General features: G+C 62.8%; 24 protein-coding genes. 11 read left to right on the top strand and 13 right to left on the bottom strand.

Features of this window, described 5'->3' with window-relative positions; translation table 11 throughout:
• Nucleotides 1–292: 292 nt before the first annotated feature.
• Together KYK33_RS08005 and KYK33_RS08010 are read left to right on the top strand one after the other, a co-directional pair.
• Entirely contained in the window at nt 293–1,324 is a 1,032-nt protein-coding gene (locus tag KYK33_RS08005; RefSeq protein ID WP_224432634.1) for a GGDEF domain-containing protein, read from the top strand.
• A 123-nt stretch (nt 1,325–1,447) separates the two neighbouring features.
• Nucleotides 1,448–1,735: a hypothetical protein gene (locus KYK33_RS08010; RefSeq protein ID WP_224432635.1), complete on the top strand. Its 288-nt coding sequence runs from the start codon at nt 1,448–1,450 to the stop codon at nt 1,733–1,735.
• A 111-nt stretch (nt 1,736–1,846) separates the two neighbouring features.
• Here KYK33_RS08010 and KYK33_RS08015 read toward each other — a convergent pair whose 3' ends face one another.
• From KYK33_RS08015 to KYK33_RS08045, 7 genes are all read right to left on the bottom strand, one after another.
• Entirely contained in the window at nt 1,847–2,122 is a 276-nt protein-coding gene (locus KYK33_RS08015) for a hypothetical protein (protein WP_042042104.1), read from the bottom strand.
• A 528-nt stretch (nt 2,123–2,650) separates the two neighbouring features.
• Nucleotides 2,651–3,412 (bottom strand): substrate-binding periplasmic protein, encoded by a 762-nt coding sequence (locus tag KYK33_RS08020; RefSeq protein WP_396021385.1) that lies wholly within the window; start codon nt 3,410–3,412, stop codon nt 2,651–2,653.
• A gap of 96 nt (nt 3,413–3,508) precedes the next feature.
• Nucleotides 3,509–4,009: a GDYXXLXY domain-containing protein gene (locus tag KYK33_RS08025; protein WP_042042091.1), complete on the bottom strand. Its 501-nt coding sequence runs from the start codon at nt 4,007–4,009 to the stop codon at nt 3,509–3,511.
• The gene (locus KYK33_RS08030; RefSeq protein ID WP_224432636.1) at nt 4,006–5,016 is read right to left on the bottom strand and encodes a DUF4401 domain-containing protein; all 1,011 of its coding nucleotides are present in this window, start codon (nt 5,014–5,016) and stop codon (nt 4,006–4,008) included. The genes KYK33_RS08025 and KYK33_RS08030 overlap by 4 nt, the downstream gene beginning before the upstream one ends.
• 47 nt (nt 5,017–5,063) lie before the next feature.
• A complete protein-coding gene (locus KYK33_RS08035; protein ID WP_224432637.1) occupies nt 5,064–6,011 on the bottom strand; it encodes a DUF2157 domain-containing protein in 948 nt (315 codons plus the stop codon).
• 273 nt (nt 6,012–6,284) lie between these two features.
• On the bottom strand, nt 6,285–6,845 hold the full coding sequence (locus KYK33_RS08040) for a TMEM165/GDT1 family protein (RefSeq protein ID WP_224432638.1): 561 nt from the start codon (nt 6,843–6,845) through the stop codon (nt 6,285–6,287).
• A 332-nt stretch (nt 6,846–7,177) separates the two neighbouring features.
• Nucleotides 7,178–7,507 carry a translation initiation factor gene (locus tag KYK33_RS08045; RefSeq protein ID WP_224432639.1) on the bottom strand — a complete coding sequence of 110 codons (330 nt, stop codon included), beginning with the start codon at nt 7,505–7,507 and terminating at the stop codon, nt 7,178–7,180.
• A gap of 132 nt (nt 7,508–7,639) precedes the next feature.
• On the opposite strand from KYK33_RS08045, the gene KYK33_RS08050 reads away from it, so the two are divergent.
• From KYK33_RS08050 to KYK33_RS08060, 3 genes are all read left to right on the top strand, one after another.
• On the top strand, nt 7,640–7,867 hold the full coding sequence (locus tag KYK33_RS08050; protein ID WP_042042097.1) for a FeoA family protein: 228 nt from the start codon (nt 7,640–7,642) through the stop codon (nt 7,865–7,867).
• Entirely contained in the window at nt 7,864–10,131 is a 2,268-nt protein-coding gene (feoB, locus tag KYK33_RS08055) for a Fe(2+) transporter permease subunit FeoB (protein WP_224432640.1), read from the top strand. The genes KYK33_RS08050 and feoB overlap by 4 nt, the downstream gene beginning before the upstream one ends.
• A 141-nt stretch (nt 10,132–10,272) precedes the next feature.
• On the top strand, nt 10,273–10,515 hold the full coding sequence (locus KYK33_RS08060) for a FeoC-like transcriptional regulator (protein WP_224432641.1): 243 nt from the start codon (nt 10,273–10,275) through the stop codon (nt 10,513–10,515).
• Between the two features lie 85 nt (nt 10,516–10,600).
• On the opposite strand, the gene tapW is transcribed toward KYK33_RS08060, so the two are convergent.
• Both tapW and KYK33_RS08070 read right to left on the bottom strand, forming a co-directional pair.
• Complete coding sequence (tapW, locus tag KYK33_RS08065) at nt 10,601–11,746, bottom strand: type IVa pilus ATPase TapW (RefSeq protein WP_224432642.1); 1,146 nt, start codon at nt 11,744–11,746, stop codon at nt 10,601–10,603.
• Nucleotides 11,747–11,803: 57 nt separating this feature from the next.
• On the bottom strand, nt 11,804–12,157 hold the full coding sequence (locus tag KYK33_RS08070) for a DMT family protein (protein WP_224432643.1): 354 nt from the start codon (nt 12,155–12,157) through the stop codon (nt 11,804–11,806).
• 175 nt (nt 12,158–12,332) lie between these two features.
• On the opposite strand from KYK33_RS08070, the gene KYK33_RS08075 reads away from it, so the two are divergent.
• From KYK33_RS08075 to KYK33_RS08090, 4 genes are all read left to right on the top strand, one after another.
• Nucleotides 12,333–13,100, top strand: a complete 768-nt coding sequence (locus tag KYK33_RS08075) for a substrate-binding periplasmic protein (protein ID WP_224432644.1) — start codon at nt 12,333–12,335, stop codon at nt 13,098–13,100.
• 39 nt (nt 13,101–13,139) lie between these two features.
• Nucleotides 13,140–13,916 carry a substrate-binding periplasmic protein gene (locus tag KYK33_RS08080; protein ID WP_224432645.1) on the top strand — a complete coding sequence of 259 codons (777 nt, stop codon included), beginning with the start codon at nt 13,140–13,142 and terminating at the stop codon, nt 13,914–13,916.
• A gap of 97 nt (nt 13,917–14,013) precedes the next feature.
• Complete coding sequence (btuC, locus tag KYK33_RS08085; RefSeq protein ID WP_042043665.1) at nt 14,014–15,021, top strand: vitamin B12 ABC transporter permease BtuC; 1,008 nt, start codon at nt 14,014–14,016, stop codon at nt 15,019–15,021.
• Nucleotides 15,005–15,784, top strand: coding sequence for an ATP-binding cassette domain-containing protein (locus KYK33_RS08090; protein ID WP_224432646.1), 780 nt, complete (start codon nt 15,005–15,007; stop codon nt 15,782–15,784). Before btuC ends, KYK33_RS08090 begins: the two co-directional genes overlap by 17 nt.
• Before the next feature lie 221 nt (nt 15,785–16,005).
• On the opposite strand, the gene KYK33_RS08100 is transcribed toward KYK33_RS08090, so the two are convergent.
• Nucleotides 16,006–17,073 (bottom strand): 3-deoxy-7-phosphoheptulonate synthase, encoded by a 1,068-nt coding sequence (locus KYK33_RS08100; protein WP_224432647.1) that lies wholly within the window; start codon nt 17,071–17,073, stop codon nt 16,006–16,008.
• 144 nt (nt 17,074–17,217) lie between these two features.
• Between KYK33_RS08100 and KYK33_RS08105 the strand changes: the two genes are divergently transcribed.
• Nucleotides 17,218–17,598, top strand: coding sequence for a diacylglycerol kinase (locus KYK33_RS08105; RefSeq protein WP_042043671.1), 381 nt, complete (start codon nt 17,218–17,220; stop codon nt 17,596–17,598).
• Nucleotides 17,599–17,670: 72 nt separating this feature from the next.
• Here the strand turns inward: KYK33_RS08105 and KYK33_RS08110 are convergent, their stop codons facing one another.
• Together KYK33_RS08110 and mltF are read right to left on the bottom strand one after the other, a co-directional pair.
• Nucleotides 17,671–17,808: a hypothetical protein gene (locus KYK33_RS08110; protein WP_198135310.1), complete on the bottom strand. Its 138-nt coding sequence runs from the start codon at nt 17,806–17,808 to the stop codon at nt 17,671–17,673.
• A 192-nt stretch (nt 17,809–18,000) separates the two neighbouring features.
• The gene (gene mltF / locus KYK33_RS08115) at nt 18,001–19,503 is read right to left on the bottom strand and encodes a membrane-bound lytic murein transglycosylase MltF (RefSeq protein WP_224432648.1); all 1,503 of its coding nucleotides are present in this window, start codon (nt 19,501–19,503) and stop codon (nt 18,001–18,003) included.
• A gap of 150 nt (nt 19,504–19,653) precedes the next feature.
• Here mltF and purL point away from each other — a divergent pair, with 150 nt between their 5' ends.
• Nucleotides 19,654–23,538 carry a phosphoribosylformylglycinamidine synthase gene (purL, locus tag KYK33_RS08120; protein WP_224432649.1) on the top strand — a complete coding sequence of 1,295 codons (3,885 nt, stop codon included), beginning with the start codon at nt 19,654–19,656 and terminating at the stop codon, nt 23,536–23,538.
• 71 nt (nt 23,539–23,609) lie between these two features.
• Here the strand turns inward: purL and nuoN are convergent, their stop codons facing one another.
• A complete protein-coding gene (gene nuoN / locus KYK33_RS08125; RefSeq protein ID WP_224432650.1) occupies nt 23,610–25,073 on the bottom strand; it encodes an NADH-quinone oxidoreductase subunit NuoN in 1,464 nt (487 codons plus the stop codon).
• Between the last annotated feature and the right edge of the window lie 31 nt (nt 25,074–25,104).

Genomic DNA, 25,104 nt, shown 5'->3' on the forward strand with positions numbered 1-25,104 from the left:
ATGCGCCGCTGACCCTGGCTTAGGAAAAGGGCCCAACGGGCACCCACCTCCATCCTACGGAGCCCGCTCCACGGATATTGCTGACTCAAGTGTCAGAATCGACAGGTTTTTGCGCTGGTTCAACGTTACGGCCGCACGCCTGGGGTGGCGCGGGGCGTCAAGCCTTGGCGGGGGGCGCACCAAAGTGTGAACGGGCCGATATTTCCCCAGGTCGGTCCCATCTCCCCCTTGTCGGGCGTGTCCCGAGTTGGCTAAGGTGGTCGCCCATCACATGCAGGCAGTGGAGAGAGGCATGGACAACATATTGCAGACCCTGTCGGAGCGGGTCACCCAGGCGCAGGATCTGGAGAGCCTGACCCGGCCGCTGTTGGAAATGCTCGAGGCGGTGACCGGGCTGGAGTCGACCTATCTCACCGAGATCGATCTGGTGCAGGGCAAGCAGAGCATTCGCTATGCCAACAATGCCAACAATGCCAACGACGTGGCCGGGCTGCAGATCCCGGAGGGGATCACGGTGGACTGGAGCGATGCCCTGTGCCGGCGCGCCATCGATGAGGGGCGCATGTTCACCGACAACGTGGCCGAGTGCTGGGGCGATTCGGATGCGGCCAGGATCATGGGCATTCGCACCTATCTGAGCAGCCCGGTGCGCACCCCCTCGGGGTCACTCTATGGCACCCTGTGCGCCGCCAGCGCCGAGCGCAAGCCCTTCGTGGCGGGCTCAGAGCAGCTTATCGGCTTCTTCGCACGCCTCATCGCCGAGCATGTGGAGCGGGAGCAGTTGCTGCAGCAGTTGCAGCAGGCCAACCAGGAGCTGGCGCGCCAGGCCCTCAGCGACCCCCTGACCGGCCTGCCGAACCGGCGGGCGCTGATGCAGGAGCTGGCTCGCCTGTTTTCCCTGTCGGATCGGGCCGGGCACCCTGTGCTCATCGCCTTTATCGATCTCGATGGCTTCAAGCAGATCAATGATACCCACGGTCACGAGGTGGGGGACAAGCTGCTGATCACCATGGCGCAGCAACTGTCGGCAGCCCTGCGCGGCGGCGATCTGCTGGCACGGGTCGGGGGTGACGAGTTCGTCGTGGTGGGCATGGGGCCTCATCAGGGGCATGAGACGGTCGAGAGGGCGGTGCAAGGCTTCCAGCGCCGGTTGTTCGAGCAGAGCGTCTTCCCACTGCCTATCCCCTCCCGGGTGCTGCATTACCCCGGTGCCAGCGTGGGGGTGGTGGCCATAGATCCGGCCCACACCAGCATCGACGACGCCTTGCGTCAGGCCGATGCGCGCATGTATGCGGTCAAGCGCCAGCGCCGCGCGCTGGGATGACGGGCGGATTGCATCTGAGGTGCCCCAGCCCATGGCAAGGGGCCACGGCTTTGATGCCACGCATTGTTGCCCCCGCGCCCGGGATGCTAGGATGCGTCTCCCTCAACACAGGCACTCTCTACCATGGCAAACCGCGTTATCGGCCAGCTCCGCGCCCTAGGGGCGAAAGTGACCACCCTCTTTGCGGGGCTCTGTGAGTTCCAGCAGCGCATCTGGGTGGTCAGCATCATCAAGGATGCCTACACAGACACCTTTATTGTCAATGAAGACAGCTTCGAAGAGCCGATGCAGTGGATGCTCCGCAAGGGCTACAGCGCCGACTTGCTGCAACGGGTCAATGAGATGCGGCGCTCCCAGGTGATCCAGCTTGAACTCGGGGATGTCAGCCATCGCCTGATGCGGGTCAAATAGCCCCGCTGGATTAGCGCTGTCGCCAACTCGCCCCAGATACCATGGGCGGACAAGCTCCCGTGACGTCACCCTTGCCCCATCGGCCCCCGCGATGGTGGCCTATGCCACTGCTTATTTTTCTTTGGTTCTCTCCGCCTTCAGGGCCCCGGCATAGATGCAGAACGCCGAGTTGTAGTCGTTATAGGCAATGGCGTAATTGAAATCGCAAAAGTAGGCCGGGTGCTTGGTCGCAATGGCATCCCCTGCCTTGCACTGGGTCTGCATGTTCTCCACGAGCCCGTCATTGTTTCCCCCCAGGCAGGCCTTGCCCGTGGTCTTGTCGTCGCCGCAGGCCGTCAGCAGGGTACAGAGGGCGATGCCCATCAAGGGTTTGATTAGGTAGTGCATGTTGATCCCGACCAAATGAAAAATCCTGACTGTGATGAGGGTGCCATGGGCTGCTGACGTTTCACCATGCATCGGTGCCATGCGCGTCGCTTGTTGGCGCCCTGCGGGAGCCGCATGCGTTAGACACGCTACCGCCCCTGGCTGTCGCTGCCACAGTGCGCTGACCCTGGATAAAAGAGGGCCAACAGGCACCCATGGCCATATTACGGATCCCGCCAGGCAGGAGTCACGGCATTGCGACGATCCCGGTCGGATATATCTGGTTTTCTTGCGCTGCTTCAAACTTCGGGCCATCCAGGTCCCTTTTTATCTCACAAGCCGGGGTGGCCTGAGGGGTAAATCGTTGGCTGAACGGCCCCGTGACGGATGTTAATGCGCCATGGATGAGGGGGCGGGCAGGGGCGGGTTGAAGGCGTGTCTTGCGGTGCAAGGCGAGGGGCCTTGGGCGTTCACGTCAGGGGCAATTCTGGTCGGCGATATGCGGTTCTGTGAGCCGCGGCCTCTGGTGAGGCCGCGCTGAAGAAGGGATCAGGGGGCGGGGAAGTACTTGCGCTGGATCTGCTGAAATGCGCTGCTGGCCAGCACCTGGGTCAGGCCCTGTTGGAAGCTCTTGACCACCGCATCATCGACCCCCTGGCTAAAGGCGTAGCAGAACTGCTCCGAGCTCAGCACCCAGCGCACCTGATAGCGGGTCGGATCCGCGCCCGGGCTGCTTAGCAGACTCATGACGGTGGTCTTGTTGGTCGACACCAGATCGATCCGGCCCGAGTCGAGCATCTTGATGGCCTGACCCAGGCGGTTGGCACTTATCACCTTCTGTTCGTCAAAGCCGTTGTTGAGCAGCAACTGCTCCCCGACGTCGGCCCGCACCGCCCCTATGTTGTACTGCTGGGCATCTTCGAGTTTGTTGATGGTGATCGCGCGCCGGGTCAGACCCAGCAACACTATCTCGGCGTAGCCGATGGAACAGGCCCATTTGAACAGCGGATCCCGCGCCTCGGTGCGGGCGGTGGAGAAGAGCACCACATTGGGTTTCTGGGTCAGCAGGTAGTAACCCCGGGCCCAGGGCATGATGGCGATAGGCTGGGGCGGCGTTGCTGTCTGTTGCCAGACCCGTTGCAGCAGCTCGACCGCGAGGCCCGCGGGCTGGCCCGTCTCATCGAGGTAGTTGTAGGGGCGATACTCTTCGCTCAAGTAATGGAGGCTCGCCAGCGGCGTGGTGGCCCAGGCCGGTGCGGCGAGCATGAAGATGATCAACGGCAGACTGAATGGGGTGGTCCATGCTCTCATGCGGCCTTCTCCTGTGCGCCTGGGGCAACCTTGAGTGTCGCCAAGTCACAGGATTTCGCCAGCCATGGCCCCTCGACCCGGGGAGGGCCATGGGGCTCACCAGCGGCCGCGGGTCTCTCCCAGCGGGCGCAACTGCTCATCGCGCAAACCTAGCAACAGGCTGCTGCCATCGGGCTGCAGGCGAAACTCGCCATAGGCCGCCCCGGTCAGCGTCTCCCCTTGCCCCTCCTCGAAGAAGTAGGCGTCCGGCCCGACCTTGACCATGCCTTCCCGGCGAACGAGGTTGAGCAGCCGCTCGTCCGGTGCCAGTTTCCCGGTATCCCCGTGGGGCTGCCAGTGAGCCACGCCTTGGTTGTCTAGCCGGATCACCAGCTGGCTGCTGCCCGCCGGTTGCCGTGGGTGAGCCTGGGCCCATTGGCGGGCTATCTCGTAGTTGAGCCGCATATAGTCCCCCTGCATCAGGGAGCGGGGATCCACCGGGGCCAGACGCAACAACACGGGTTCGCCGCTGTCGATGGCATGCTCGAAACGCCACACCTGGGCGTTGACGCCCAGCAAGATGGCGAGGCCACAGAGCAAACTGGCAAGGGTTCTCATGAGTGTCTCCCAAGGCGCAGCAACAGGGCGCGCATCAACAAGAGGGCGGTGCCAGAGCCGAGCAGCAGCCAGGACTTGGTCATCAGCGGCAGGGCCAGATCGTAGTAATAGAGCGAGCCGAAACCGAGCAGCAGCAGGGCGGCCAGGGTCATCATGCCCAGGCTCCCGGCGTAGAAGCCGAGCAGCAGCACCAGGGCGCCCGCCCCCATGCCGGGGATCAGCGCCGCCAGCAACACCAGGGGCAGGGCGAACAGCCCCTGGCGGCGAGGCAGCTTCAGATGGTGAAGCAGGGCGAGCAGCAAGGCCGCGCACAGCAGCGGGTTGAGCCAATGGGGCAGCCGCGACTGTCCCAGCTCCTCGAGCACGCTGGTTTCGTCAAACAGCGGCTGATGCAGGCGCCCGAGCAGGATCAAGGAGAGGGCCAGGCCAAAGGCCATGGCTTCGAACCGCTCGTGCTGATGAGGACGGCGCTGTGCCCAGAGCCAGCAGGCGCAGAGCAGCGCCATCACCAGTGGCAGAGCCAGGATCTGCAAACCGAGGCAGGCGAGCGCCAGGGTCAGCAGCAGGGCGGCGGCCAGGGTGTGAAATAGCCGGATCAGCCAGTGTTCAAAGCAGAAGGCGATGGCGAACGCCAGCGCCGAGAGCCCGGCCCAGGCGCCAAAGGCGTGCACGTCCATCCTATCTATCAGGCCATAGAGCAGCCAGGCATCCGCCGCCAGGGTCAGGGCCAGCACGAACTGATCCCAGAGATCGCCGCTGCGGGCACTGCGATTGAGCAACAGGGCCATGGCGAGCAGAGTCGCGCCAAGGGCCAGGGCATGATCCTGGCTGTCTATCAGATCGCCAACGCTCAAAAAGAGGAAAAACAGCAAGAAGAGGGCGGCGAGCCAGCCGACCACCCCCAGCATGAAGCGGTTGGCCCAGTGGGGCTCGTTATCCCGGGGTTCATCCCCCTCGACCAGCTTGGCCGAGCGCAGGATCTGCCAGAGTTCAGGCTGTGAGGACATAGGGGCTCCGGCAAGGCAGGGAAACTGAACGGGCCGGGGCCCTCTGGTTACTGATTGGCAGCATGGCGACTCCTCTGTTGTTGCAGCCAGCGGCTGGCGGCCACCGACAGGCCAATGGCGACGAGGCTGAGCAGCAAGAAGCCATTCACATCCGGCTCCATCCATTTGCCGAGCGCCGCCAGCAAGACGACGATGACGCTGAGGCAACCCATGGCGAGCCCGGTGATGAAGCTGTGATGCCAGCAGCCATAGGCGGCGCCGAGCCAGAGTAGCCAGAGCGGCCAGATCCAGGAAGAGGCGGCATCAAACAGGGCGAGCAGGGCGAGCAGGGTGACCCCAAGCCCGGCCATCAGCGCGGGCAGGTAAGCGGGCATCACCTTGTAGCGGGCAGGCAAGCTCCAGAGCCCTCCCCAGAGCAGGGCATTGAGCAGGGTGAGGCACCAGGCCAGCCCCTCCTCATCGAAGGAGAAGAACAGCGTGAACAGGCCGAGCCGCCAGTAGAGCACCAGGGCGAGCTGGGCCAGCAGCCAGCTCAAGGTCCAGAGCAGAGGACTCTTGCCGAGCAGGGCCCAGGGCAGCAGCAGCATGGCCCAGAGCGCAAACAGCTGCCAGGGATCGGCCCCGGTCTGATAGGTCTGGCCCACCAGGGCGAGCAGGGCGCCGAGATTGAGGGCGCACAAGCAGAGCAGCCCCTGACGGGCGCCGTCACTGAGCCGGACGCGCCACAGCACCAGCAGCATGGCGAGCAGGGGCAGCTCGACCAGGCCCAGGCGCGGCAGTCGCCCCAGTGCCTGCCAGTTGAAGGCGACAAAGAAGATGAGGCCGGCGCCAAGGCAGAGGCAACCGAGCAGCAGCAAGAGGCGATCGAACAGCACCTGCCAGCGTGCGGGGGCGGGGGGCAAATCGGCCAGACGAAGGGCCTCGGGCAGCTGTGCTGGGGCGAGGTGGCCTCGCTTGACCCAGTCGAGCAGGGGACGGCGGGAGTGATGCTGCATGGAATGGCTCCGAATAACGTGCCCCATTATGGCATAGGGCCGGGGCGCCAACACCATGGCGAGTCCCGGTAAGGGCTGCCGATGGCTGACCTCGGCGCAGAGAGAGGCAAGACACAGACGAGGGTGGGCAAGAGGGGATCAGGGTTGAACGGGATAGCGTGGCGGGATGTGCCGAGATGGTGCTTGGCAGGGGAGGCGTTAAAGACACAGGCCCCCTCATTGTGACGGGGCCCGTGTCTTCTTATATCAGGGCTATCTTAGTGGCGCTGGCTATCAGGCGGTGACGATCAGGGTGCTGATCCCCAGGGTGATAAACAGGATGGCGCAGCCAATCCGGATGCTTTTGAGGGGCAACTTGTCGGCGCCGAGCTTGCCGAGCAGCACCACGGGCACGTTCGCCAGCATCATGCCGATGGTGGTGCCAGCAATGACCTGAGTGAGCGAGTCATACTTGGCGGCCAGCAGCACGGTGGCAATCTGGGTCTTGTCGCCAATTTCGGCGATAAAGAACAGCACGAAGGTGGCGAGGAAGGGGCCGTACTTGTCGAGCTTGCTATCTTCATCGTCCATCTTGTCCGGCACCAAAATCCAGACCGCCATGGCGATAAAGGCTCCCGCCACCAGATAGGTCATCAGTTTGGGATCGAGCCAGCGACTGATCAGCTCGCCCATCCAGGCGGCGCCCGCATGGTTGAGCAGGGTAGCGGCAAACATGCCGGCGATGATGGGCCAGGGCTTGCGAAAGCGACAGATCAGCAGGAGTGCGAGCAACTGGGTCTTGTCGCCTATTTCGGCGACGGCCACGCTCAGGGTGGAGGTTAACAGGGCTTCCATAAAGATACCGGGGGACGGAATTGTTATAAACCAGAGACAAGCCTGCGCCATCCGTCCCCGGTATTGGCACTGGCCCGTCAAAGGTCTTGTCAAATCCGGCATTGCTCGTTGCGGATCACGCTGACCATGGTGAGTTTGCACCAAGTATGTTGATCAACGTCTGCGGGCTTTTTAGCCCGTCAGCGACTACTCCCCCTCGATGGGAGCGGGCATTCTAGGAAAGATGCCCGGTAATTACAAGAGGTTGGCCAAGGTGAGAGCCTGAGGAGGGTGACCGGCTGGTAAATCGCACATCCGGCGCTCTGCTATCGGGAAACCTGTCAGCCTCGACCTTAGCCGCCGACCTGCTTGACGGTGAAGCCCGCCTTTTCCAGCTCGCTGCGGATGAGATCGCGCTTGTCGCCCTGGATCTCGATGATCCCCTCCTTCAAGCCGCCGCCGGTACCGCACTTTTTCTTGAGCAGGGTGGCGATGGCTTTTTGCTGCGCATCAGGCACCCCATGAATGGTGATGACGCCGGCGCCCTTGCGCCCCTTGGTCTCGCGGCGAATACGCACCACCCCATCGGCGGGGAAGGGGGAGGCCGGGCTGGCCTGGGCGCTGGGGGTAATGGCACCGCCATCTGTGCTGAAAACCAGACGGCTGTTGTTGTCCTGATGCATGGTGAACTCTGCAACTAGCTAAGCGAAGTTTGATTTTACGCAAATTGTTGCGCAGGTCACAGCTTATAATGGTCACAGAAAAGAGAATTGTTCTTGTTTAGAGTCGTTACAGTTTCCACCTAGGGGTTGGCCATGGTTCTCACGCAGTTATCACCGGGGCAGAGCGCTCGTATCACAGATTTGAATGCACTGGATCGCAGCCTGCGCCGCAAGCTGATGGTGATGGGGCTCTTGCCGCAATCGGAGGTCACCCTGCTGCGCTGTGCGCCCCTGGGGGATCCGCTCCAGATCCAGTGCCAGGGCATCTGCCTCTCAGTGCAAAAAAGCCTGGCCAACCAGATAGAGGTGGAGTGCCTATGAGCATCAATCTGGTTACGGTCGGCAATCCCAACAGCGGCAAGACCTCACTGTTCAATGCCCTCACCGGGGCCCGCCAGCAGGTGGGTAACTGGAGCGGGGTCACGGTCGACAAGAAGATGGGCAGCTTCAGCGTCGGGGAGCAGGATTATCGGCTGACCGACTTGCCCGGCATCTATAGCCTGGCGGCGCAGGATGCCAGCCTGGATGAGCAGATAGCCAGCGGCTTCGTACAGGGCCAACGCCCTGATCTGCTGCTCAACGTCATCGATGCCGCCAGCCTGGAGCGCTCCCTCTACCTGACCTTGCAACTGCGTGAGCTGGGTCTGCCCATGCTGGTGGTGCTCAACAAGATGGATCTGCTGGAGAAGCGACGCATCACCGTTGACGAGACACTGCTCAGTGCCCGGCTCGGCTGCCCCGTGGTGTCGCTCTCGGCCCACAACCCGGCTCAGGTGCGCGCCCTCAAGGCCAGGCTCCATGAGTTCATCGGCTCGCCCCAGGCGGCGCTGCAGCTCGATTACGGCCAGCCTCTGGAGGCAGACATCAGCGAACTGGAGAGCCTGCTTGCCCCCCATCCGCTGGCGAGTCGTGGCCGCGCCCTGCGCCTGCTCGAAGAAGATCCCGTGATGGCGCAGACCCTGCTGCCCGGTCAGCAAACGGCGGCCGCCAATCTGGTGCGCCGTGCCCAGGGTCAGCAGGATATCGACCTGCAACTGGCGGACGTGCGCTACGGTCACATCCACCAATGGTGCCAGCAGGCCTGCCAGCAGCGGGGCAAGCTCAACGCCGCCCAGAGTGAGTGGCTCGACAGGGTGCTGCTCAATCGCTGGGTCGGCATCCCCTTCTTCTTGCTGGTGATGTATCTGATGTTCATGTTCGCCATCAAGGTGGGCAGTGCCTTCATCGACTTCTTCGACATCCTGGGGGGCGCCCTGTTCGTCGATGGGGTCCACCATCTGCTGGGGCTTGCCCATGCTCCCGAGTGGCTGAGGGCCATATTGGCGGATGGCTTTGGCGCCGGTCTGCAGACGGTGGCGACCTTCATCCCCGTCATCGGTTGCCTCTATCTGTTTCTTGCGGTGCTGGAGAGCTCGGGCTATCTGGCCCGGGCCGCCTTCGTGGTCGATGCCCTGATGCGTCGCCTCGGCCTGCCCGGCAAGGCGTTCGTCCCCATGCTGATGGGCTTTGGTTGCACCGTGCCCGCCGTGATGGCAACCCGCACCCTCAACTCCGAGCGTGAACGGCTGATGACCTCGGCCATGGCCCCCTTCATGTCCTGCGGCGCCCGCCTGCCGGTCTATGCCCTGTTCGCGGTGGCCTTTTTCCCGGCATCTGGCCAGAACCTGGTGTTCGGCCTCTATCTCGTCGGCATTGTGGTGGCCGTGCTCACCGGCCTGCTGCTGCGCAGCACCCTCTTGCCCGGCAAGAGTGACTCCATGCTGATGGAGATGCCCGATTACGAGCTGCCCCGGCCTATCAACGTGGGGATCAAGACCTGGCAGAAGCTGAAATCTTTCGTGTTCGGTGCCGGTAAAACCATAGTGCTGGTGGTGGCGGTGCTGAGCGTGCTCAACTCCCTGGGCACGGATGGCAGCTTCGGCCATCAGGATCAGGAGAGTTCGGTGCTGAGCAAGCTGAGCCAGGGGGTGACACCGCTGCTGCATCCCATCGGCATTCGTGAGGATAACTGGCAGGCCACGGTCGGCATCGTCACCGGTATCTTCGCCAAGGAGGCCGTGGTCGGCACCCTCAACAGCCTCTATGGGGGAGGCGAGCAGGCCGCCGATGCCGAGTACGATCTGTGGCAGAGTGTGCAAGATGCCCTGGCCAGCATCCCCGCCAATCTGGCGGCCATCAACCCGGCCGACCCCCTCGGGATAGATATCGGCGAGGTCGGGGATGCCAGGGTTGCGGCGGCGGAGCAAGAGGTGAGTCTCTCCACCTACGGCAACATGCAGGCTCACTTCGACGGGGCGGCGGGTGCCTTTGCCTACCTGCTGTTCATCCTGCTCTACATGCCATGCGCCGCCGCCATGGGCGCCCTGGTGCGTGAAACCGGTCGTCCCTGGGCTATCTACACCGCGCTCTGGTGCAACTACATGGCCTTCATGGGCGCCACGCTCTTCTATCAGGGGGCCAGCTTTGCGCGCCATCCCGAGCAGAGCCTGGCCTGGATAGGTTTCTATCTCGGCTCCCTGCTGCTGCTCTGGTGGCTGGGACGCATGCGCGGTGACATAGTGACGCGCCGGGTGGTGGCGCTGTGATACAGCGCGGCGCATTGAAATGGGAGGGCTATCCGGCCCGGGAGCACAGGGGCAACTGCGGGAGTGTGGTACTGTGATATTGCATGAATTGGGAGACTATCCGGCCCGGGAGCCGAGGGTCAACTGCGGGAGTGTGACACTGTGATATTGCATGAATTGGGAGACTATCTGGCCCGGGAGCAGAGGGTTAGTCGCTGGGATCTGGCCCGTCACTTCCACACCTCGGAAGATGCCGTCGAGGCCATGCTCGGGGTCTGGATGCGCAAGGGGCGCGTCATCAAACAGGAGAGCCAGCTGTGTGGCGGCCGTTGCTGCGGCAAACAGCAGCTGGTGATATTCGAATGGTGCGAGCCGGGCCGTATCGGCCTGGTGCAACGCGGCTAGGCGGTATCGCCGTCCCGGATGCCAACGAAAGAACCCGCCAACGGCGGGTTCTTGGTCTCTGATCTGCCAGGGCAGCCGGTGGCGCTCAGGTCCAGTCCAGCTCGTCCTTGTCATCTTTGCCTGGTTCCAGGCTCCAACCGCTGGCGTCGCTGCTATTGGCAATCTGCCCCTTGTCACGCCACAGCTTGATCTTGAGGCGCAGGTTGGTCTGCGAGTCCGCATTCTTGATCGCCTCCTCGTCCTCTATCACCCCTTCCACCACCAGATCGAACAGTGCTTCGTCGAAGGTGATCATGCCAAGGGTGCGGGATTTCTCCATCACCTCCTTGAGGCCGCCAAACTCGCCGCGTTTGATCATGTCGCGAATGGTGTGGGTGCCCAGCATGATCTCCACCGCCGCCCGGCGCCCGCCATCCGCGGTCTTCACCAGTCGCTGGGAGACAAAGGCCTTGAGGTTGTTGCCCAGATCGTTGAGCAGCTGGGGACGGCGCTCCTCGGGGAAGAAGTTGATGATGCGATCCAGCGCCTGGTTGGCGTTGTTGGCGTGCAGGGTGGAGATGGCCAGATGCCCGGTCTCCGAGAAGGCCAGGGCATGCTCCATGGTTTCGCGGTCACGAATTTCGCCGATGAGGATCACGTCCGGTGCCTGACGCAGGGTATTTTTCAGGGCGGCGTGGAAGCTGCGGGTGTCCACGCCCACTTCGCGCTGGTTGATGATGCTCTTGCGGTGGCGATGCACGTACTCCACCGGATCCTCGATGGTGATGATGTGGCCGCCGCTGTTGCGGTTGCGATGGTCGATCAGCGCCGCCAGCGATGTGGACTTGCCCGAGCCTGTGCCGCCGACGAACAGCACCAGGCCCCGTTTCTCCATGATGGTATCGAGCAGCACTGGGGGGAGCTTCAAGTCCTCGAAGCGGGGGATCTCGGTCTTGATGTTGCGCGCCACCAGGGAGACTTCGTTGCGCTGCTTGAAGATGTTGACTCGAAAGCGGCCTATCTGGGGCAGGGAGATGGCAAGGTTCATCTCCAGCTCCTTGTCGAACTGCTGCTTTTGCTCAAGATCCATGATCTCTGCGGCGATGGCGGCCACCTCGCCCGGGGCGAGCGGGGCCTCGCTGAGGGTGCGCAATATCCCCTGAAACTTGGCGCTGGGGGGGGCGCCGGTAGAGAGGTAGAGGTCGGAGCCATCCTGGCTCGCCAATAGCTTCAGCATCTCGTGCAGATCCATGACTCGTCTCGCTTAGCCGTCAATGATGTGAGTAATCCAACAGATTGTATCTGCTTATCAACTCATGAGTTTCTCGCGGAACACAAAAAAGACCGCCCCCATGATGCAAAGCCCGGCCCAGAGGTAGTCCCACTTGAGATCCTCCTTGAGATAGAAGACCGAGAAGGGCACGAAGATGGTGAGGGTGATCACCTCCTGCAAGATCTTGAGCTGGCCCACATTGAGTACCGTATGGCCTATCCGGTTGGCGGGGACCTGGAACAGGTATTCGAGCAGGGCGATGCCCCAGCTCACCAGGGCGGCGATGATCCAGGGTTTGTGGTTCATCTCCTTGAGGTGGGCATACCAGGCAAAGGTCATGAAGACATTGCTGCAGATTAACAGCCCGATGCTGGTCAAAATAGGATTCATGGGTGGCTCCTTGACATGAGGGATTGGGTGCAGATTACCCACTTTATGCGGACCGAAACGGGGTTCATGAGCGGCTCCTTGGCGCAATGGCGCCTGTTATATCTCAGTCGAGTCATATCCATAAGCCCCTCTTCAAGGTATTTTTAGCGAACCATCTCAGCGAGGAAAACAGGGAATGTTCAAGTGGAGCTGGCTATCTGTTGTCCTGATATGGGCCAGCCTGGTGCAGGGAGCGCAAGGATCACAGGAAGGTGAGGGGGAGCCCGCCAGTCTGACGGTCGCGACCGACGTCTGGCCCCCGTTTCGCATACTCAGGGCCGATGGCCGCTTCGAGGGACTGGATGTGGATATTCTGGCGGCCCTGGCGCGCCACCTCGATATCCCCATCAAGGTCGAGCGTTTCCCCTGGGGACGCGCCCTGCAGCGCATGCAAACCGGCCAGGTCGATCTCATGATAGGGCTGGCCAAGACTCCGGAGCGCACCGCCTTTATCGACTATCTGCAACCGGCGTATTATCAGTGCCGCCCGGCCTTTTATGCCGAGCCGCTGCTCGCCGCCCAGATCCGCCGTTATGGAGACTTGGCCCATCACGAGGTGGGTTATGTGCTCAAATCGAGCTATTTCAGCCCCTTTGATGAAGACAAGAGCCTCAACAAGCATGGGGTGCCCACCGAAGAACAACTGCTCGGCATGGTCTCACGCGGCCACCTGCCGCTGATGATAGGCACGGATTGCCAGGTTGATTACGCCCTGAGTCTCGCCAACCCGGCGGGCCTTATCAAGACCCGTTACCGCCCGGATAAACCCGTCACTCTCTATCTGGGCATGAGCAAACATTCAAAGGCCCAGCCGCTAAAAGAGCGGATCCAGGCCGCCCTGGCCGAGCTGGTGGCGAGTGGTGAGTTGGCGCAGTTGGCGTCCCATTATAAACCGGGCGAATGATGAGTCGCTTTGCATAGATACCATGGATGGGGAGGTAAGATGTTGAAATGGATATGGGGCTGCTGGCTATTGATGCCGCTCTTTGGCCTGATGGCTGCGCCATCGAGAACCCTGACCGTGGCCAGCAGTGAGTGGCCCCCCTTCATCATGGTGGATGGACAGGGTCGGATGAGCGGCATCGACATCGACCTGATCCAGGCCCTGGAGCGGCATACCGGTTTGCAATTCATCGTCAAGATCTACCCCTGGGGGCGGGTATTGAGGTATGCCGAGGTGGGGGAGATCGACATGGTGTTCAGCATTGCCAAGACCCTAGAGCGCGAGCGCTATGTGGAGTATCTGTCACCGCCCTACATCGCCTGTCCGCCAGCCTTCTACGCCCGTCCCGATCTGGCGGGCCAGATCCGCAATTATCAGGATCTGGGCGCCCATCAGGTAGGTTATGTGCTCAAGTCAGCCCACTTCGCCCGTTTTGACAATGATGAACAGCTCGACAAGCATGGGGTGCCGACCGAGACGCAACTGTTGGGCATGCTGATGCGCGATCACCTGCAGGTGATGGTCGCGGGCTCTTGCCACATGGATTACATCCTCTCCAGGCATAACCCGGCGGGGCTGGTCAAGACGACTTATCGCCCGCCAGAGCAGGAGGGGGTCTACCTGGCCATGAGCCGCCTCTCCCCGCACAAGGCGCTGGGCGTCAAGATAGAACAGGCCCTGGCCGAGACGGTGAAAAGCGGTGAGCTGGCCCGGATTGTCGCTCGCTATTACCCGCCGATGGCGACGGTTCCGGTGCGGCCCGCGACATCGCCTTGACCACGGGGCCCTCTGCCTTGCTATCATGACGGCCATGATGAGGGGCCATATCGGCACCCTCGGTGTTTGACCCACAGACCTCTGTCCGGGATATGCCTTGTTTACCACCTTGATCGCCCGTCAGCGCCGCTGGCAGCAGCGGCTGCTGCTTGGCCTGCTCTGCCTGACCCTGTTGCTGTTTTTGCTCTCGCTCTGCGTCGGCGCCTTTATGGTGCTGCCCTGGCAGCCGCTGGGGCCGCTGGAGCAGCAGATTCTGCTGGAGCTGCGTTTGCCTCGCGCCCTGCTCGCCCTGCTGGCGGGGGCCTCTCTGGCCTGCGGCGGCGCGGTGTTGCAGGTGATGCTCCATAACCCCGTGGCCGAGCCCGGCCTGCTTGGGGTGTCGAGCGGCGCCGGGCTTGCCGCCATGCTGGCCATGGCCCTGGCCAAGGGCGCCGACATGGCGCTGCCGGGTTGGGCCCTCTCCCTGGCCGCCTTCGGCGGTGCCTTGCTGGTGACGCTCCTGCTGCTGCTGGCCGCCCGCCGCGCCCATCTGGGCCATGCTCGCCTGCTCTTGCTCGGGGTGGCCATCGGCATACTCACCAACGCCGTGATGACCTGGTTGATGTATTTCGCCGACGACGGGTCGGTGCGCGAGTTCATGTTCTGGATGATGGGCAGCCTGGCTTATGGCAGCCAGCAACTCGGCTGGTGGTGGCTGTTGATGCCACTGACCCTGCTCTGGCTGATCCGCCAGGGCAGGGCGCTGCAGCAGTTGCTGCTGGGGGAGACCCAGGCCCGCCTGATGGGGCTGGATGTGCATCGCCTGCGGGTGCGTCTGGTGCTGGCGGTCTGTCTGCTGACCGGGCTCGCGGTGGCCCTGTGCGGCGTCATTGGCTTCGTCGGTCTGGTGGTGCCTCATCTGCTGCGTCTGTGCGGGGTGAGCGATCAGCGCTTCTTGCTGCCCGCCTCCGCCCTGGGGGGCGGCGCCCTGCTGCTGGGGGCGGATCTCTGTGCCCGCACCCTGCTGGCGGCGGGGGAGTTGCCCATTGGGGTGGTGACCGCCTCGGTCGGCGCGCCTCTCTTTATTTATCTTCTGCTCAGGCAATCCCATGATCAGCCCCGTTGATGACAAGGCGCTGCTCTGCGCCCGGCAACTGAGCCTGGCGGGTCGGTTGGCCCCCCTCTCCCTCGATTGGCAGGGCGGCCAGCTGGTGGCCCTGCTTGGCCCCAATGGCAGCGGGAAATCGACCCTGCTCGGCGCCCTGGCCGGTCTGCTCCCCGCCGAGGGCAGCATCACCTTGTCCGGAGACACACTGGCTTCCCTGAGTCTGCCGGATCTGGCCAGACGCCGGGCCATGCTGCCTCAGCGCCAGCCCCATCTGTTTCATACCCCGGTGTTCTCAGTGCTGGCGCTGGGCCTTGGCGAGCCCGGCGCCGTCAGCCAGGCTGCCCGAGAGGCCATGGCAGCGCTGTGCCAGGCCCTGGAGCTCGATCATCTGCTCGGGCGGGACTTCAGCCGGCTCTCGGGGGGGGAACAGCAGCGGGTATTGATCGCCCGCACCCTGTTGCAGGTCTGGCCCGGGCTCAATCCGGCGGGACGCCTGCTGCTGCTCGACGAGCCCCTGGCCGGGTTGGATCTGCATCACCAGCTGGCGCTGCTGCGCCTGCTCAAGTCGGTCAGTCGACAGGGATTGCTGGTGGTGATGGCCATTCACGACATCAATCTTGCCATCGATTGGGCCGATCGAATGCTCTGTCTGCAAGGGGGGGAGATGGTGTGCGAGGGCGGGGTTGAGCTTATCGACGAGGCCCTGCTCGAGCGGGTGTTCCAGATCAGGACCAACCGGCTGGAGGCGGGGGGGCGGGTCTGGTTTATGCCGAGTCTGTAAAGGGCCGACTATCGCGCAAGAGAAAGGGGCAGGTGTCACGGACACCTGCCCCTTTGCTTCGTCAGCCATTGCGCTTGGCGTGGCCGTTAGCGAAGGTTTACCTTGCTTATCCGCACTTGTGAAGCCTCAGCCAGCATGGCCAGCAGGGTCTCGGTATCGTCCCAGGAGAGGCAAGCATCGGTGATGCTCTGGCCGAAGACGTTGACGCAGCGCGGTTTGTGTCAGCGTTGGGCTGTCTTGCTTATCCGCACTTGTGAAGCCTCGGCCAGCATGGCCAGCAGGGTCTCGGTATCGTCCCAGGAGAGGCAAGCATCGGTGATGCTCTGGCCGAAGGTGGCGGCACAGCCGTTCTCCACATCCTGACGGCCTTCGACCAGGAAGCTCTCGGCCATGATGCCGGCGATGCCGGTGCGGCCACGGCGCAGCTGATCGCAGATATCCTGCGCCACCAACAGCTGGCGACGATGATCCTTCAAGCTGTTGCCATGGCTGAAATCCACCACCAGCCGCTCGGGTAGGTTGACCTTGGCCAGTGCCTCGCAGGCTTCATCCACGCTGGCGGTATCATAGTTGGGCCTGTGGCCGCCACGCAGTATCACATGACCATAGGGGTTGCCGGCGGTGCGGTAGATGGTCATCTTGCCGTCTTTATCCGGCGAGTAGAAGATGTGGCTGTGGCGGGCGGCGCGCACCGCATCGATGGCGATGCGGGTGTTGCCGTCGGTGCCATTCTTGAAGCCGACCGGGCAGGAGAGCGCCGAGGCCATCTCGCGGTGGACCTGGGATTCGGTGGTGCGGGCGCCTATGGCACCCCAGGTGATGAGATCGCTGATGTACTGACCGGTCACCATATCGAGGAACTCGGTGGCGGTGGGCAGACCCAGGGCGTTGATGTCCGCCAGCAGCTTGCGCGCCAGCTTGAGTCCTTCATTGACGTCGAAGCTGCCGTCCAGGCGCGGATCGTTGATGAGCCCCTTCCAGCCGACTATGGTGCGCGGTTTCTCGAAATAGGTGCGCATGACGATGCACAGCGTCTCTTGGTATTGGTCGCGCAGGGCATTGAGCCGGGCGGCATAGTCGAGGGCGGCAATGGGGTCGTGGATGGAGCAGGGCCCCACTACCACCAGCAGACGCTGGTCGTTACCGGCCAGTATGGCCTCGACATCACGGCGGGCATCGAGCAGGTTCTGGGCGATCTTGTCGGTAATGGGGAAGGCGGCGGCGAGTTCGCTCGGGGTGATGAGGGACTCCAGGCGCCGGGTGCGCAATTCATCGGTGTGAATGGACATACAAACTCAAGTCTCGAGTGGGTGGCATAGCCACAGGCGGCGAAAAAGCAAAGAGATAAAATAAAGCAAAACCCTGTCGATTGAAACCTTGGGCGGCTCTGATAGGATGTGAGGCCATTTCATCCCTACCCGAGGTAGTTTTTTGTGGCAAAACCTGGCGCGACCGGTCTGACCCGGATCATCAATGCAACCGGCTATAGCATGAAGGGGCTCAAATCAGCCTGGCTCAACGAGGCCGCCTTCCGCCAGGAGCTGGTGCTGATCCTGCTGTTGATGCCGCTTGCCTTCTGGGTCGGGGGGGATCTCAACCAGATATTGCTGCTGATCGCGGTGAGCTGGCTGGTGGTGATTGTCGAAGTGCTCAACTCGGCGGTAGAGGCGGTGGTGGACAGGATAGGCTCAGAACATCATGAGTTGTCTGGACGGGCCAAAGATTTGGGCTCGGCCGCCGTCTTCCTCGTGCTGGCACTGAATGTGGTGGTGTGGGGCGCCCTGGCGGGACGTAATCTGCTCGGCTGGTGGTAAGCTTGCGAGATGATTTAGCACAGAATAAAGGCGCCTGATGGCGCCTTTATTCTTGGTCCGGTTTTGGCTGGCTCACTCTGCGATGAGCAGGGTGTAGGAGCGGTTGCGGCGCCAGATCTTGCGTTTGGTGTCATTGAGCTTGAGTTTGCGCCTGGGGCTCCAGCCGCTCTTTGTCGCTTTGACCAGACGAGTCTTTCTACGTTTTTGCATCTTGGTCTCCTCCTAAATGGCATGACAGGCCGATGGCCGTCCGGTGACATCATTGGAACTTAAGGGTGGAGCCCATCTGAAAGTGCTGTCTGCTATCTCGACCTGAGGATGTGAGGGACAAAAACAATTTCGGATAGGCTCCGATGTGACAGGATGATAGCAGGCTTGCGCGGGCTTAGACAGACGCTTGATTCAGCCTTGTTCGACCCCCGTGATCCGGCTCACTACCTCGGCGATGGGACTTGGGTGAGAAGCCTCATCGCTGACGGGCTCGTTGTCGTCCTCGTCCAGCGCCTCACGCCGTTGCGCCTTCTGCTGTTCGTTGTCGAGCCACAGCAGGCTCTGGTAATACTGGCGCACGTTGTTGACATAGTTGCGCGCCTCGCCACCGCGGGCATAGCCGTAGCGAACCTTGCTGTGCCAGCGGGCCTGTTGCAGCAGCGGCAGCACCTCCTTGACGTCCCCCCAGCTGTCCGGATCCTTGCCCAGCTGCTTGGTCAGGCGGCGGGCATCCATCATGTGGCCATAGCCGATGTTGTAGGCGGTGAGGGCAAACCACACCTTCTCGTCCTCGGGTACCGAGTCCGGCACCTTGTCGACCATCAGTTTGAGGTAGCGGGCGCCCCCTTCGATGCTCTCCTCCGGGTGGGTTCTGTCCTTGACTCCCATGGCCTTGGCGGTGTTTTCGGTCAACATCATCATGCCGCGCACTCCGGTGTAGGAGCGGGCAGCAGGATCCCAGTGGGACTCCTGATAACTGATGGCGGCCAGCAGGCGCCAGTCAATCTCCAGGGCATGTTGCTTGAACAGCTCCTGATACTTGGGCAGCAGCTCCTTGGCCCGGCGCAGGAAGGTGCGGGTATCGACAAAATCGAAGTTCTGCACATGGCCAAAATATTTCTCGTCGAGCTTGGCGATGGCGCCATCCATGAAGCGTTGGCCGAAGAAGTCGATGACGCTGGCATAGAGGCTGTCATCGGGCAGGCGGTTCATGACCCAGGCCACGGTCTGGCTGTCGGAGAGGGTGAGCGCCTCGGCAAGCTCGGGGTAGTAACGCTGGGTGCGTGCCAGCACGGTATTTTGCACTATGGTGTAGTCAATTTTCCCCTCGGCCAGCATCTTGAGCAGATCCTCGGTGTCCGACTTGGGATCGGCTTGCCAGCTGAGTGTGGGGTGGGATACCTGAAACTCCTTGAGCAGATCTTCACCGCTCGAGCCCTGGGCCACCACCAGCTTGCCGTCTATGTCATCCAGGCTGCGCGGGCGCCGGGAACCATTGCGATAGACCAGCTTGGGGGAGACCTGGTAAAAACCGGGGCCGAAGCGAAATTGGGCTCGGCGCTCCGGGGTGACGACGATGGCGGCGGCAACGAGGTCCAGTTTGTCACCCTCAAGCAGCCCGACCAGTTCGGCACTGGTGTTGACTGGAATGATGGTCAGCTTGACGCCGAGCCAGTCGGCAAAGGATTGCGCCAGTTCGTAATCGTAACCGAAGGCGGTGTCGTCTCTTTGGTAATAGGAGGTGGGCCCGTAGAGGGTCCCGACCCGGATCTCGCCTCGCTGACGGATCTGCTCCAGCTGGCTGGAGGGGGTGTGAAAGTCACAGCTGGCGAGGAGCAGCGTCATGATCACGGCGAGAAATAGTCGAACAATGTGGCGCAAGTAGGCGAGTACCCTTGTTGAAAAATTCGGCATTTGTCAAAAAAGAGGCTCCTTTATACCAGAGAGTCCGAGGCGAGTCACACCGGCGCCGTGGATAAAAACGTTTGTCCGGCAGGGGAGGGATCCCTATAATACGCGCGTCTCAAATCCCCCCACACATTAAAACTTGGTGAGAAAGGTCATATGGAAATCTTGCGAGGTGCGCCTGCACTGTCTGAGTTTCGTATCAACAAGTTGCTGCAAAGCTTCGCGCACAGAGGACTCGAGATAAGCAGTATCTATGCCGAATATGTGCATTTTGCCGAGCTGTCGGCGCCGCTCTCGGATGCGGAGCGAACGACACTGGGACGGTTGCTGCGCTACGGCCCGACTATCCCCGAACATGCCCCCAGCGGCCAACTCTTCCTCGTTACCCCCCGTCCCGGCACTATCTCCCCCTGGTCTTCCAAAGCAAGCGACATCGCCCACAACTGCGGCCTGACCCAGGTCAAGCGGCTCGAGCGTGGCATTGCCTATTACGTGGAAGGCGAGTTTGATGCGGCCCAGCACGCCGAGATAACGGCCCTGCTCCATGACCGCATGATGGAGACAGTGTTCAGCGCCCCCGAGCAGGCGAGCGCCCTCTTTGCCCATCAGGCCCCGCGCCCCTTCACCCAGGTGGACGTGCTGGGCGGTGGCCGCAGCGCCCTGGCTTCTGCCAACATCGCCCTGGGTCTGGCCCTGGCCGATGACGAAATCGACTACCTGGTGGAGAACTTCACCCGCCTTGGTCGCAATCCCAACGACATCGAGCTCTACATGTTCGCCCAGGCGAACTCCGAGCACTGTCGTCACAAGATCTTCAACGCCGACTGGACCATAGATGGCGAGCGCCAGCCCAAGTCGCTGTTCAAGATGATCAAGAATACCTTCGAGCAGACCCCGGACTATGTGCTGTCTGCCTACAAAGACAACGCCGCCGTGATGGAAGGGAGCCAGGGTGGCCGCTTCTTCCCGAGCAGCAAGGGTGAGTATCAGTATCACCAGGAGCGGGTCGATATCCTGATGAAGGTGGAGACTCACAACCACCCGACCGCCATCTCTCCCTTCCCGGGCGCCGCCACCGGCTCCGGTGGCGAGATCCGCGATGAGGGTGCGACCGGACGCGGCGCCAAGCCCAAGGCCGGTCTGGTCGGTTTCTCCGTCTCCAACCTGCGCATCCCCGGTTTCGAACAGCCCTGGGAGCAGGATTTCGGCAAGCCGAGCCGCATCGTCAGCGCCTTCGACATCATGCAGGAGGGGCCGCTGGGCGGCGCCGCCTTCAACAACGAGTTTGGCCGTCCGGCCCTGCTCGGCTACTTCCGTACCTTCGAAGAGCTGGTGCCGAGCCACAATGGCGTCGAAGTGCGTGGCTACCACAAGCCCATCATGCTGGCTGGCGGCCTTGGCAATATCCGCAGCGAGCATGTGCAAAAAGCGGAGATCCCGGTGGGCGCCGCCCTGATCGTGCTGGGCGGCCCGGCCATGAACATCGGTCTGGGGGGCGGCGCGGCCTCCTCCATGGCCTCCGGCCAGTCCGCCGAGGATCTCGACTTTGCCTCGGTACAGCGTGACAACCCCGAGATGGAGCGTCGCTGCCAGGAGGTGATCGATCGCTGCTGGCAGCTCGGTGACGAGAATCCCATCGCCTTCATCCACGACGTGGGCGCCGGTGGCCTCTCCAACGCCATGCCGGAATTGGTCAATGACGGTGAGCGCGGTGGTCGTTTCGATTTGCGTGCCATTTCGAGCGACGAGCCGGGCATGAGCCCGCTGGAGATCTGGTGCAACGAATCCCAGGAGCGCTACGTACTGGCGGTGCCTCAGGAGAAGCTGGCGCTGTTCAAGGCCCTGTGCGAGCGCGAGCGCGCCCCTTACGCCGTCATCGGTACCGCCACCGCCGAGCCGCATCTCACGCTCTCCGATGCCCATTTTGACAACCAGCCCATCGATCTGCCCCTGGACGTGCTGCTCGGCAAGGCGCCCAAGATGCACCGCGATGTGCAGAGCCTGCCCGCCCAGGGCAAGGCCCTGATGCTCGATGGCATCACCTTGTCCGATGCCGCCGAGCGGGTATTGCGCCTGCCGACGGTGGCGGAGAAGTCCTTCCTCATCACCATTGGCGATCGCAGCGTGACCGGTCTGGTCAACCGCGACCAGATGGTCGGCCCCTGGCAGATCCCGGTGGCCGATTGCGCCGTCACCGCCGCCACCTATGACAGCTATCACGGGGAAGCCATGTCCCTGGGGGAGCGCACCCCGGTGGCGCTGCTCTCCCACGCAGCCTCCGCCCGCATGGCGGTGGCCGAGGCGCTCACCAACCTGGCACCGGCTCACATCGGCTCCTTGAAGCGGGTCAAACTCTCCGCCAACTGGATGTCTGCCGCCGGTCACCCGGGGGAAGATGCCGGTCTCTATGAGGCGGTCAAGGCGGTGGGTGAAGAGCTCTGCCCGGCCCTTGGCATCACCATCCCGGTCGGCAAGGACTCCATGTCCATGAAGACCCGCTGGCAGCAAGATGGCGAGGAGCGCAGCGTCACCTCGCCGCTCTCCCTGCTCATCACCGCCTTCGCGCGGGTCGAGGATGTGCGCAACACCGTCACCCCCCAGCTGCGTACCGATCTCGGCGAGACAGATCTCATCCTGATTGACCTTGGCAACGGCAAGCAGCGCCTGGGCGCCTCCGCCCTGGCTCAGGTCTACCGCCAGCTGGGCGACAGCGCGCCGGATCTCGACAACCCGACTCAACTCAAGGGCTTCTTCAACGCCATCCAGGCGCTGGTGGCGGATCGCAAGATTGTGGCTTACCACGACAGATCCGACGGCGGCCTGTTCGTCACCCTGACCGAGATGGCCTTCGCCGGTCACTGCGGCCTCGACATCCAGCTCGATCGCGTCGGTGGCGAGCTGTTGCCCGCGCTGTTCAACGAGGAGCTGGGTGCCGTCATTCAGGTGTGCCGTGCCGACAAGGAAGCCGTCATGACCCTGCTGGCGGGCCATGGCCTGGCCGCCTGCGTCCATGTCATCGGCAGCGTCGACGACCAGGACAGCCTGCGGTTCAGCCGCGCCGGGCAAGAGGTCTATCGTGCCAGTCGTACCGCCCTGCGCACCCTCTGGGGTGAGACCAGCTGGCAGATGCAGCGTCTTCGTGATAACCCCGAGTGCGCCGATCAGGAGCACGCCGCTCGCCAGGATGCGACCGACCCGGGTCTGCATGCCTCCTTGAGCTTCAATCCGTCCGAGGATGTGGCTGCGCCCTATATCGCTCGCGGGGTCTCTCCTCGTTTGGCGGTACTGCGCGAGCAGGGGGTCAACTCCCACGTGGAGATGGCCGCCGCTTTCGATCGTGCCGGTTTTGCTGCCGTGGACGTGCACATGAGCGACATCCTGTCCGGTCGCATCAAGCTGGAAGAGTTCCAGAGTCTGGTGGCCTGTGGCGGCTTCTCCTACGGCGACGTGCTGGGGGCGGGGGAAGGCTGGGCCAAGTCCATCCTGTTCAACGACGGCGCCCGCGAGCAGTTCCAGCGCTTCTTCGAGCGTGGCGACACCCTGACTCTGGGGGTGTGCAACGGTTGCCAGATGATGTCCAACCTGCGTGACCTCATTCCGGGGGCCGATCTGTGGCCGCGCTTCGTGCGCAACCGCTCCGAGCGCTTCGAGGCGCGCTTCAGCCTGGTGGAAGTACAGGACTCTCCGTCCGCCTTCTTCGCCGGCATGGCGGGCTCTGTGATGCCCATCGCCGTCTCCCACGGGGAAGGGCGGGTGGAGGTGCGCGACGCCGCTCACCTGGCGGCGTTGCAAGCCAGCGGCCTGGTGGGGCTGCGTTTCGTCGACAACCGCGGCAAGGTCACCGAGCAGTATCCGGCCAACCCGAACGGGGCACCGGCGGGCATCACTGCGGTCACCACCACGGACGGCCGCGCGACTATCATGATGCCGCACCCTGAGCGGGTATTCCGCACCGTGGCGAACTCCTGGCACCCGGACAACTGGGGCGAGGATGGCGCCTGGATGCGGATGTTCAGAAACGCTCGGGTGCGTCTGGGCTAATCCCGCCAGATACTCTGCAGCAATGAAAAACCGGCCAACTGGCCGGTTTTTTTATCGCTGGGGGGAGCGGTTTAGTGGAGTACCAGGTGCTGGAAGCCCTGCACCAGGCTGATGACCGGTTGGGGATAGATCCCCATGGCCAAGACGATGATGGCGGAGAGCAGCACCACCAGCCCGCCGGAGGAGAAGGCCCAGTCGGCCTTGGCATCGCGCAGCTGCATGCCGGGTTCGCGCAGGTAGAGGGTGACCATGACTCTCAGGTAGTAGTAGAGCCCCAGGGCGCTGCCGAGCACTATGGCGCCGCAGAGCCACCAGAGTTGCGCCTCGACCGTCACCCCGATGAGGTAGAACTTGCCGATGAAGCCCAGCGTCATGGGGATACCCGCCAGGGAGAGCATCATCACCGTCATGACGGCGGTCAGGTAGGGGCGTTTCCAGAACAGGCCGCGATAGCTGTGCAGGGAGTCCGCATCCTTGCCGCGATAGGGGCTGGACATCATGCTGATGACGCCGAAGGCCCCCAGGCTGGTGAAGAGGTACATCAGCAGGTAGACACCGGCCGCTTCCACCGGCATCTGGCCGAGGCGGCTCGCCACCACCACCGCCAGCAGGTAGCCGAAGTGGGAGATGGAGGAGTAACCCATCATCCGCTTGATGTTGGTCTGGATCAGCGCCAAGAGGTTGCCGACCACGATGGAGATGACCGCCATGGCCGCCAGCAGCCAGTGGATCATGGGATCCGAGGTGGCCGGCACCGCCAGGTAGAAGCGCAGCAGCACGCAAAACACGGCTATCTTGCTGACGGTGGCGAGGAAGGTGGCCACAGGTGCCGGGGCGCCCTCGTACACGTCCGGGGTCCAGAGGTGGAAGGGGGCGAGGGACAACTTGAACGCAAAGCCCACCAGCATCAGGCCAAAGCCCCCCATCAGCAGTGGCTGGTGAGCCGGGCTCTGGGCCAGGGTCAGACCGAGATCGCTGAAGCTCAGGCTGCCCGCCTGGGCATAGAGCAACGCCATGCCGAACAGCAGGAAGGCGGTAGCGGCGGCGGAGAGCACCATGTACTTGATGCTGGCCTCCAGGGAATGGCGCTCGCGGTAGGCATAACCCACCAGACCGAACATGGGCAGGGTCAGCATCTCGATCCCGATAAACAGTGACGCGAGATGGCGGGAACCCGCCAGCACCAGGCCACCGGCGGTGGCGATCAGCAGCAGCAGGTAGAACTCTTCCCGGTTGTCCGGGTAGCCCTTGAGCCAGGAGCGACCGAAGGTACAGGTGGCCAGGGCGCCGATGAGCACCAGCCCCATGTAGAAGACCGCGTAGCTGTCCACTTGCAGCAGGGGAGTGACCCCCTGATCCCCCTGGGCCATGACGATGGGCAGGGAGAAGAGCGCCAGGTTGAGGCCTGTGATGGTCACCACGAAGGCGGTGTCATCGCAGCGCTTCCAGGCGATGGCGAGCATCAGGGCGACCATGGCCCCCGTGGTCAGCAACAGGGGCAGCAGGGCCAATAGTTGGGCGGCGGTAAACGTCATGACAAGGCTCCCGGCGTGGACAAGGAAAGGG

This window comes from Aeromonas rivuli (assembly GCF_020149575.1).
GTDB lineage: Bacteria > Pseudomonadota > Gammaproteobacteria > Enterobacterales > Aeromonadaceae > Aeromonas > Aeromonas rivuli.

What these genes read in the sequence shown, in the direction of transcription:
- feoB (WP_224432640.1), top strand. Translation starts at nt 7,864, where the DNA reads ATGAGCATCAATCTGGTTACGGTCGGCAATCCCAACAGCGGCAAGACC.
- mltF (WP_224432648.1), bottom strand. Translation starts at nt 19,503, where the DNA reads ATGCCGAATTTTTCAACAAGGGTACTCGCCTACTTGCGCCACATTGTT.
- KYK33_RS08050 (WP_042042097.1), top strand. Translation starts at nt 7,640, where the DNA reads ATGGTTCTCACGCAGTTATCACCGGGGCAGAGCGCTCGTATCACAGAT.
- KYK33_RS08005 (WP_224432634.1), top strand. Translation starts at nt 293, where the DNA reads ATGGACAACATATTGCAGACCCTGTCGGAGCGGGTCACCCAGGCGCAG.
- KYK33_RS08110 (WP_198135310.1), bottom strand. Translation starts at nt 17,808, where the DNA reads ATGCAAAAACGTAGAAAGACTCGTCTGGTCAAAGCGACAAAGAGCGGC.
- tapW (WP_224432642.1), bottom strand. Translation starts at nt 11,746, where the DNA reads ATGGATCTGCACGAGATGCTGAAGCTATTGGCGAGCCAGGATGGCTCC.
- KYK33_RS08075 (WP_224432644.1), top strand. Translation starts at nt 12,333, where the DNA reads ATGTTCAAGTGGAGCTGGCTATCTGTTGTCCTGATATGGGCCAGCCTG.
- KYK33_RS08045 (WP_224432639.1), bottom strand. Translation starts at nt 7,507, where the DNA reads ATGCATCAGGACAACAACAGCCGTCTGGTTTTCAGCACAGATGGCGGT.
- KYK33_RS08035 (WP_224432637.1), bottom strand. Translation starts at nt 6,011, where the DNA reads ATGCAGCATCACTCCCGCCGTCCCCTGCTCGACTGGGTCAAGCGAGGC.
- KYK33_RS08010 (WP_224432635.1), top strand. Translation starts at nt 1,448, where the DNA reads ATGGCAAACCGCGTTATCGGCCAGCTCCGCGCCCTAGGGGCGAAAGTG.
- KYK33_RS08015 (WP_042042104.1), bottom strand. Translation starts at nt 2,122, where the DNA reads ATGCACTACCTAATCAAACCCTTGATGGGCATCGCCCTCTGTACCCTG.
- purL (WP_224432649.1), top strand. Translation starts at nt 19,654, where the DNA reads ATGGAAATCTTGCGAGGTGCGCCTGCACTGTCTGAGTTTCGTATCAAC.
- nuoN (WP_224432650.1), bottom strand. Translation starts at nt 25,073, where the DNA reads ATGACGTTTACCGCCGCCCAACTATTGGCCCTGCTGCCCCTGTTGCTG.
- KYK33_RS08070 (WP_224432643.1), bottom strand. Translation starts at nt 12,157, where the DNA reads ATGAATCCTATTTTGACCAGCATCGGGCTGTTAATCTGCAGCAATGTC.
- KYK33_RS08090 (WP_224432646.1), top strand. Translation starts at nt 15,005, where the DNA reads ATGATCAGCCCCGTTGATGACAAGGCGCTGCTCTGCGCCCGGCAACTG.
- KYK33_RS08025 (WP_042042091.1), bottom strand. Translation starts at nt 4,009, where the DNA reads ATGAGAACCCTTGCCAGTTTGCTCTGTGGCCTCGCCATCTTGCTGGGC.
- KYK33_RS08030 (WP_224432636.1), bottom strand. Translation starts at nt 5,016, where the DNA reads ATGTCCTCACAGCCTGAACTCTGGCAGATCCTGCGCTCGGCCAAGCTG.
- KYK33_RS08080 (WP_224432645.1), top strand. Translation starts at nt 13,140, where the DNA reads ATGTTGAAATGGATATGGGGCTGCTGGCTATTGATGCCGCTCTTTGGC.
- KYK33_RS08100 (WP_224432647.1), bottom strand. Translation starts at nt 17,073, where the DNA reads ATGTCCATTCACACCGATGAATTGCGCACCCGGCGCCTGGAGTCCCTC.
- KYK33_RS08040 (WP_224432638.1), bottom strand. Translation starts at nt 6,845, where the DNA reads ATGGAAGCCCTGTTAACCTCCACCCTGAGCGTGGCCGTCGCCGAAATA.
- KYK33_RS08020 (WP_396021385.1), bottom strand. Translation starts at nt 3,412, where the DNA reads ATGAGAGCATGGACCACCCCATTCAGTCTGCCGTTGATCATCTTCATG.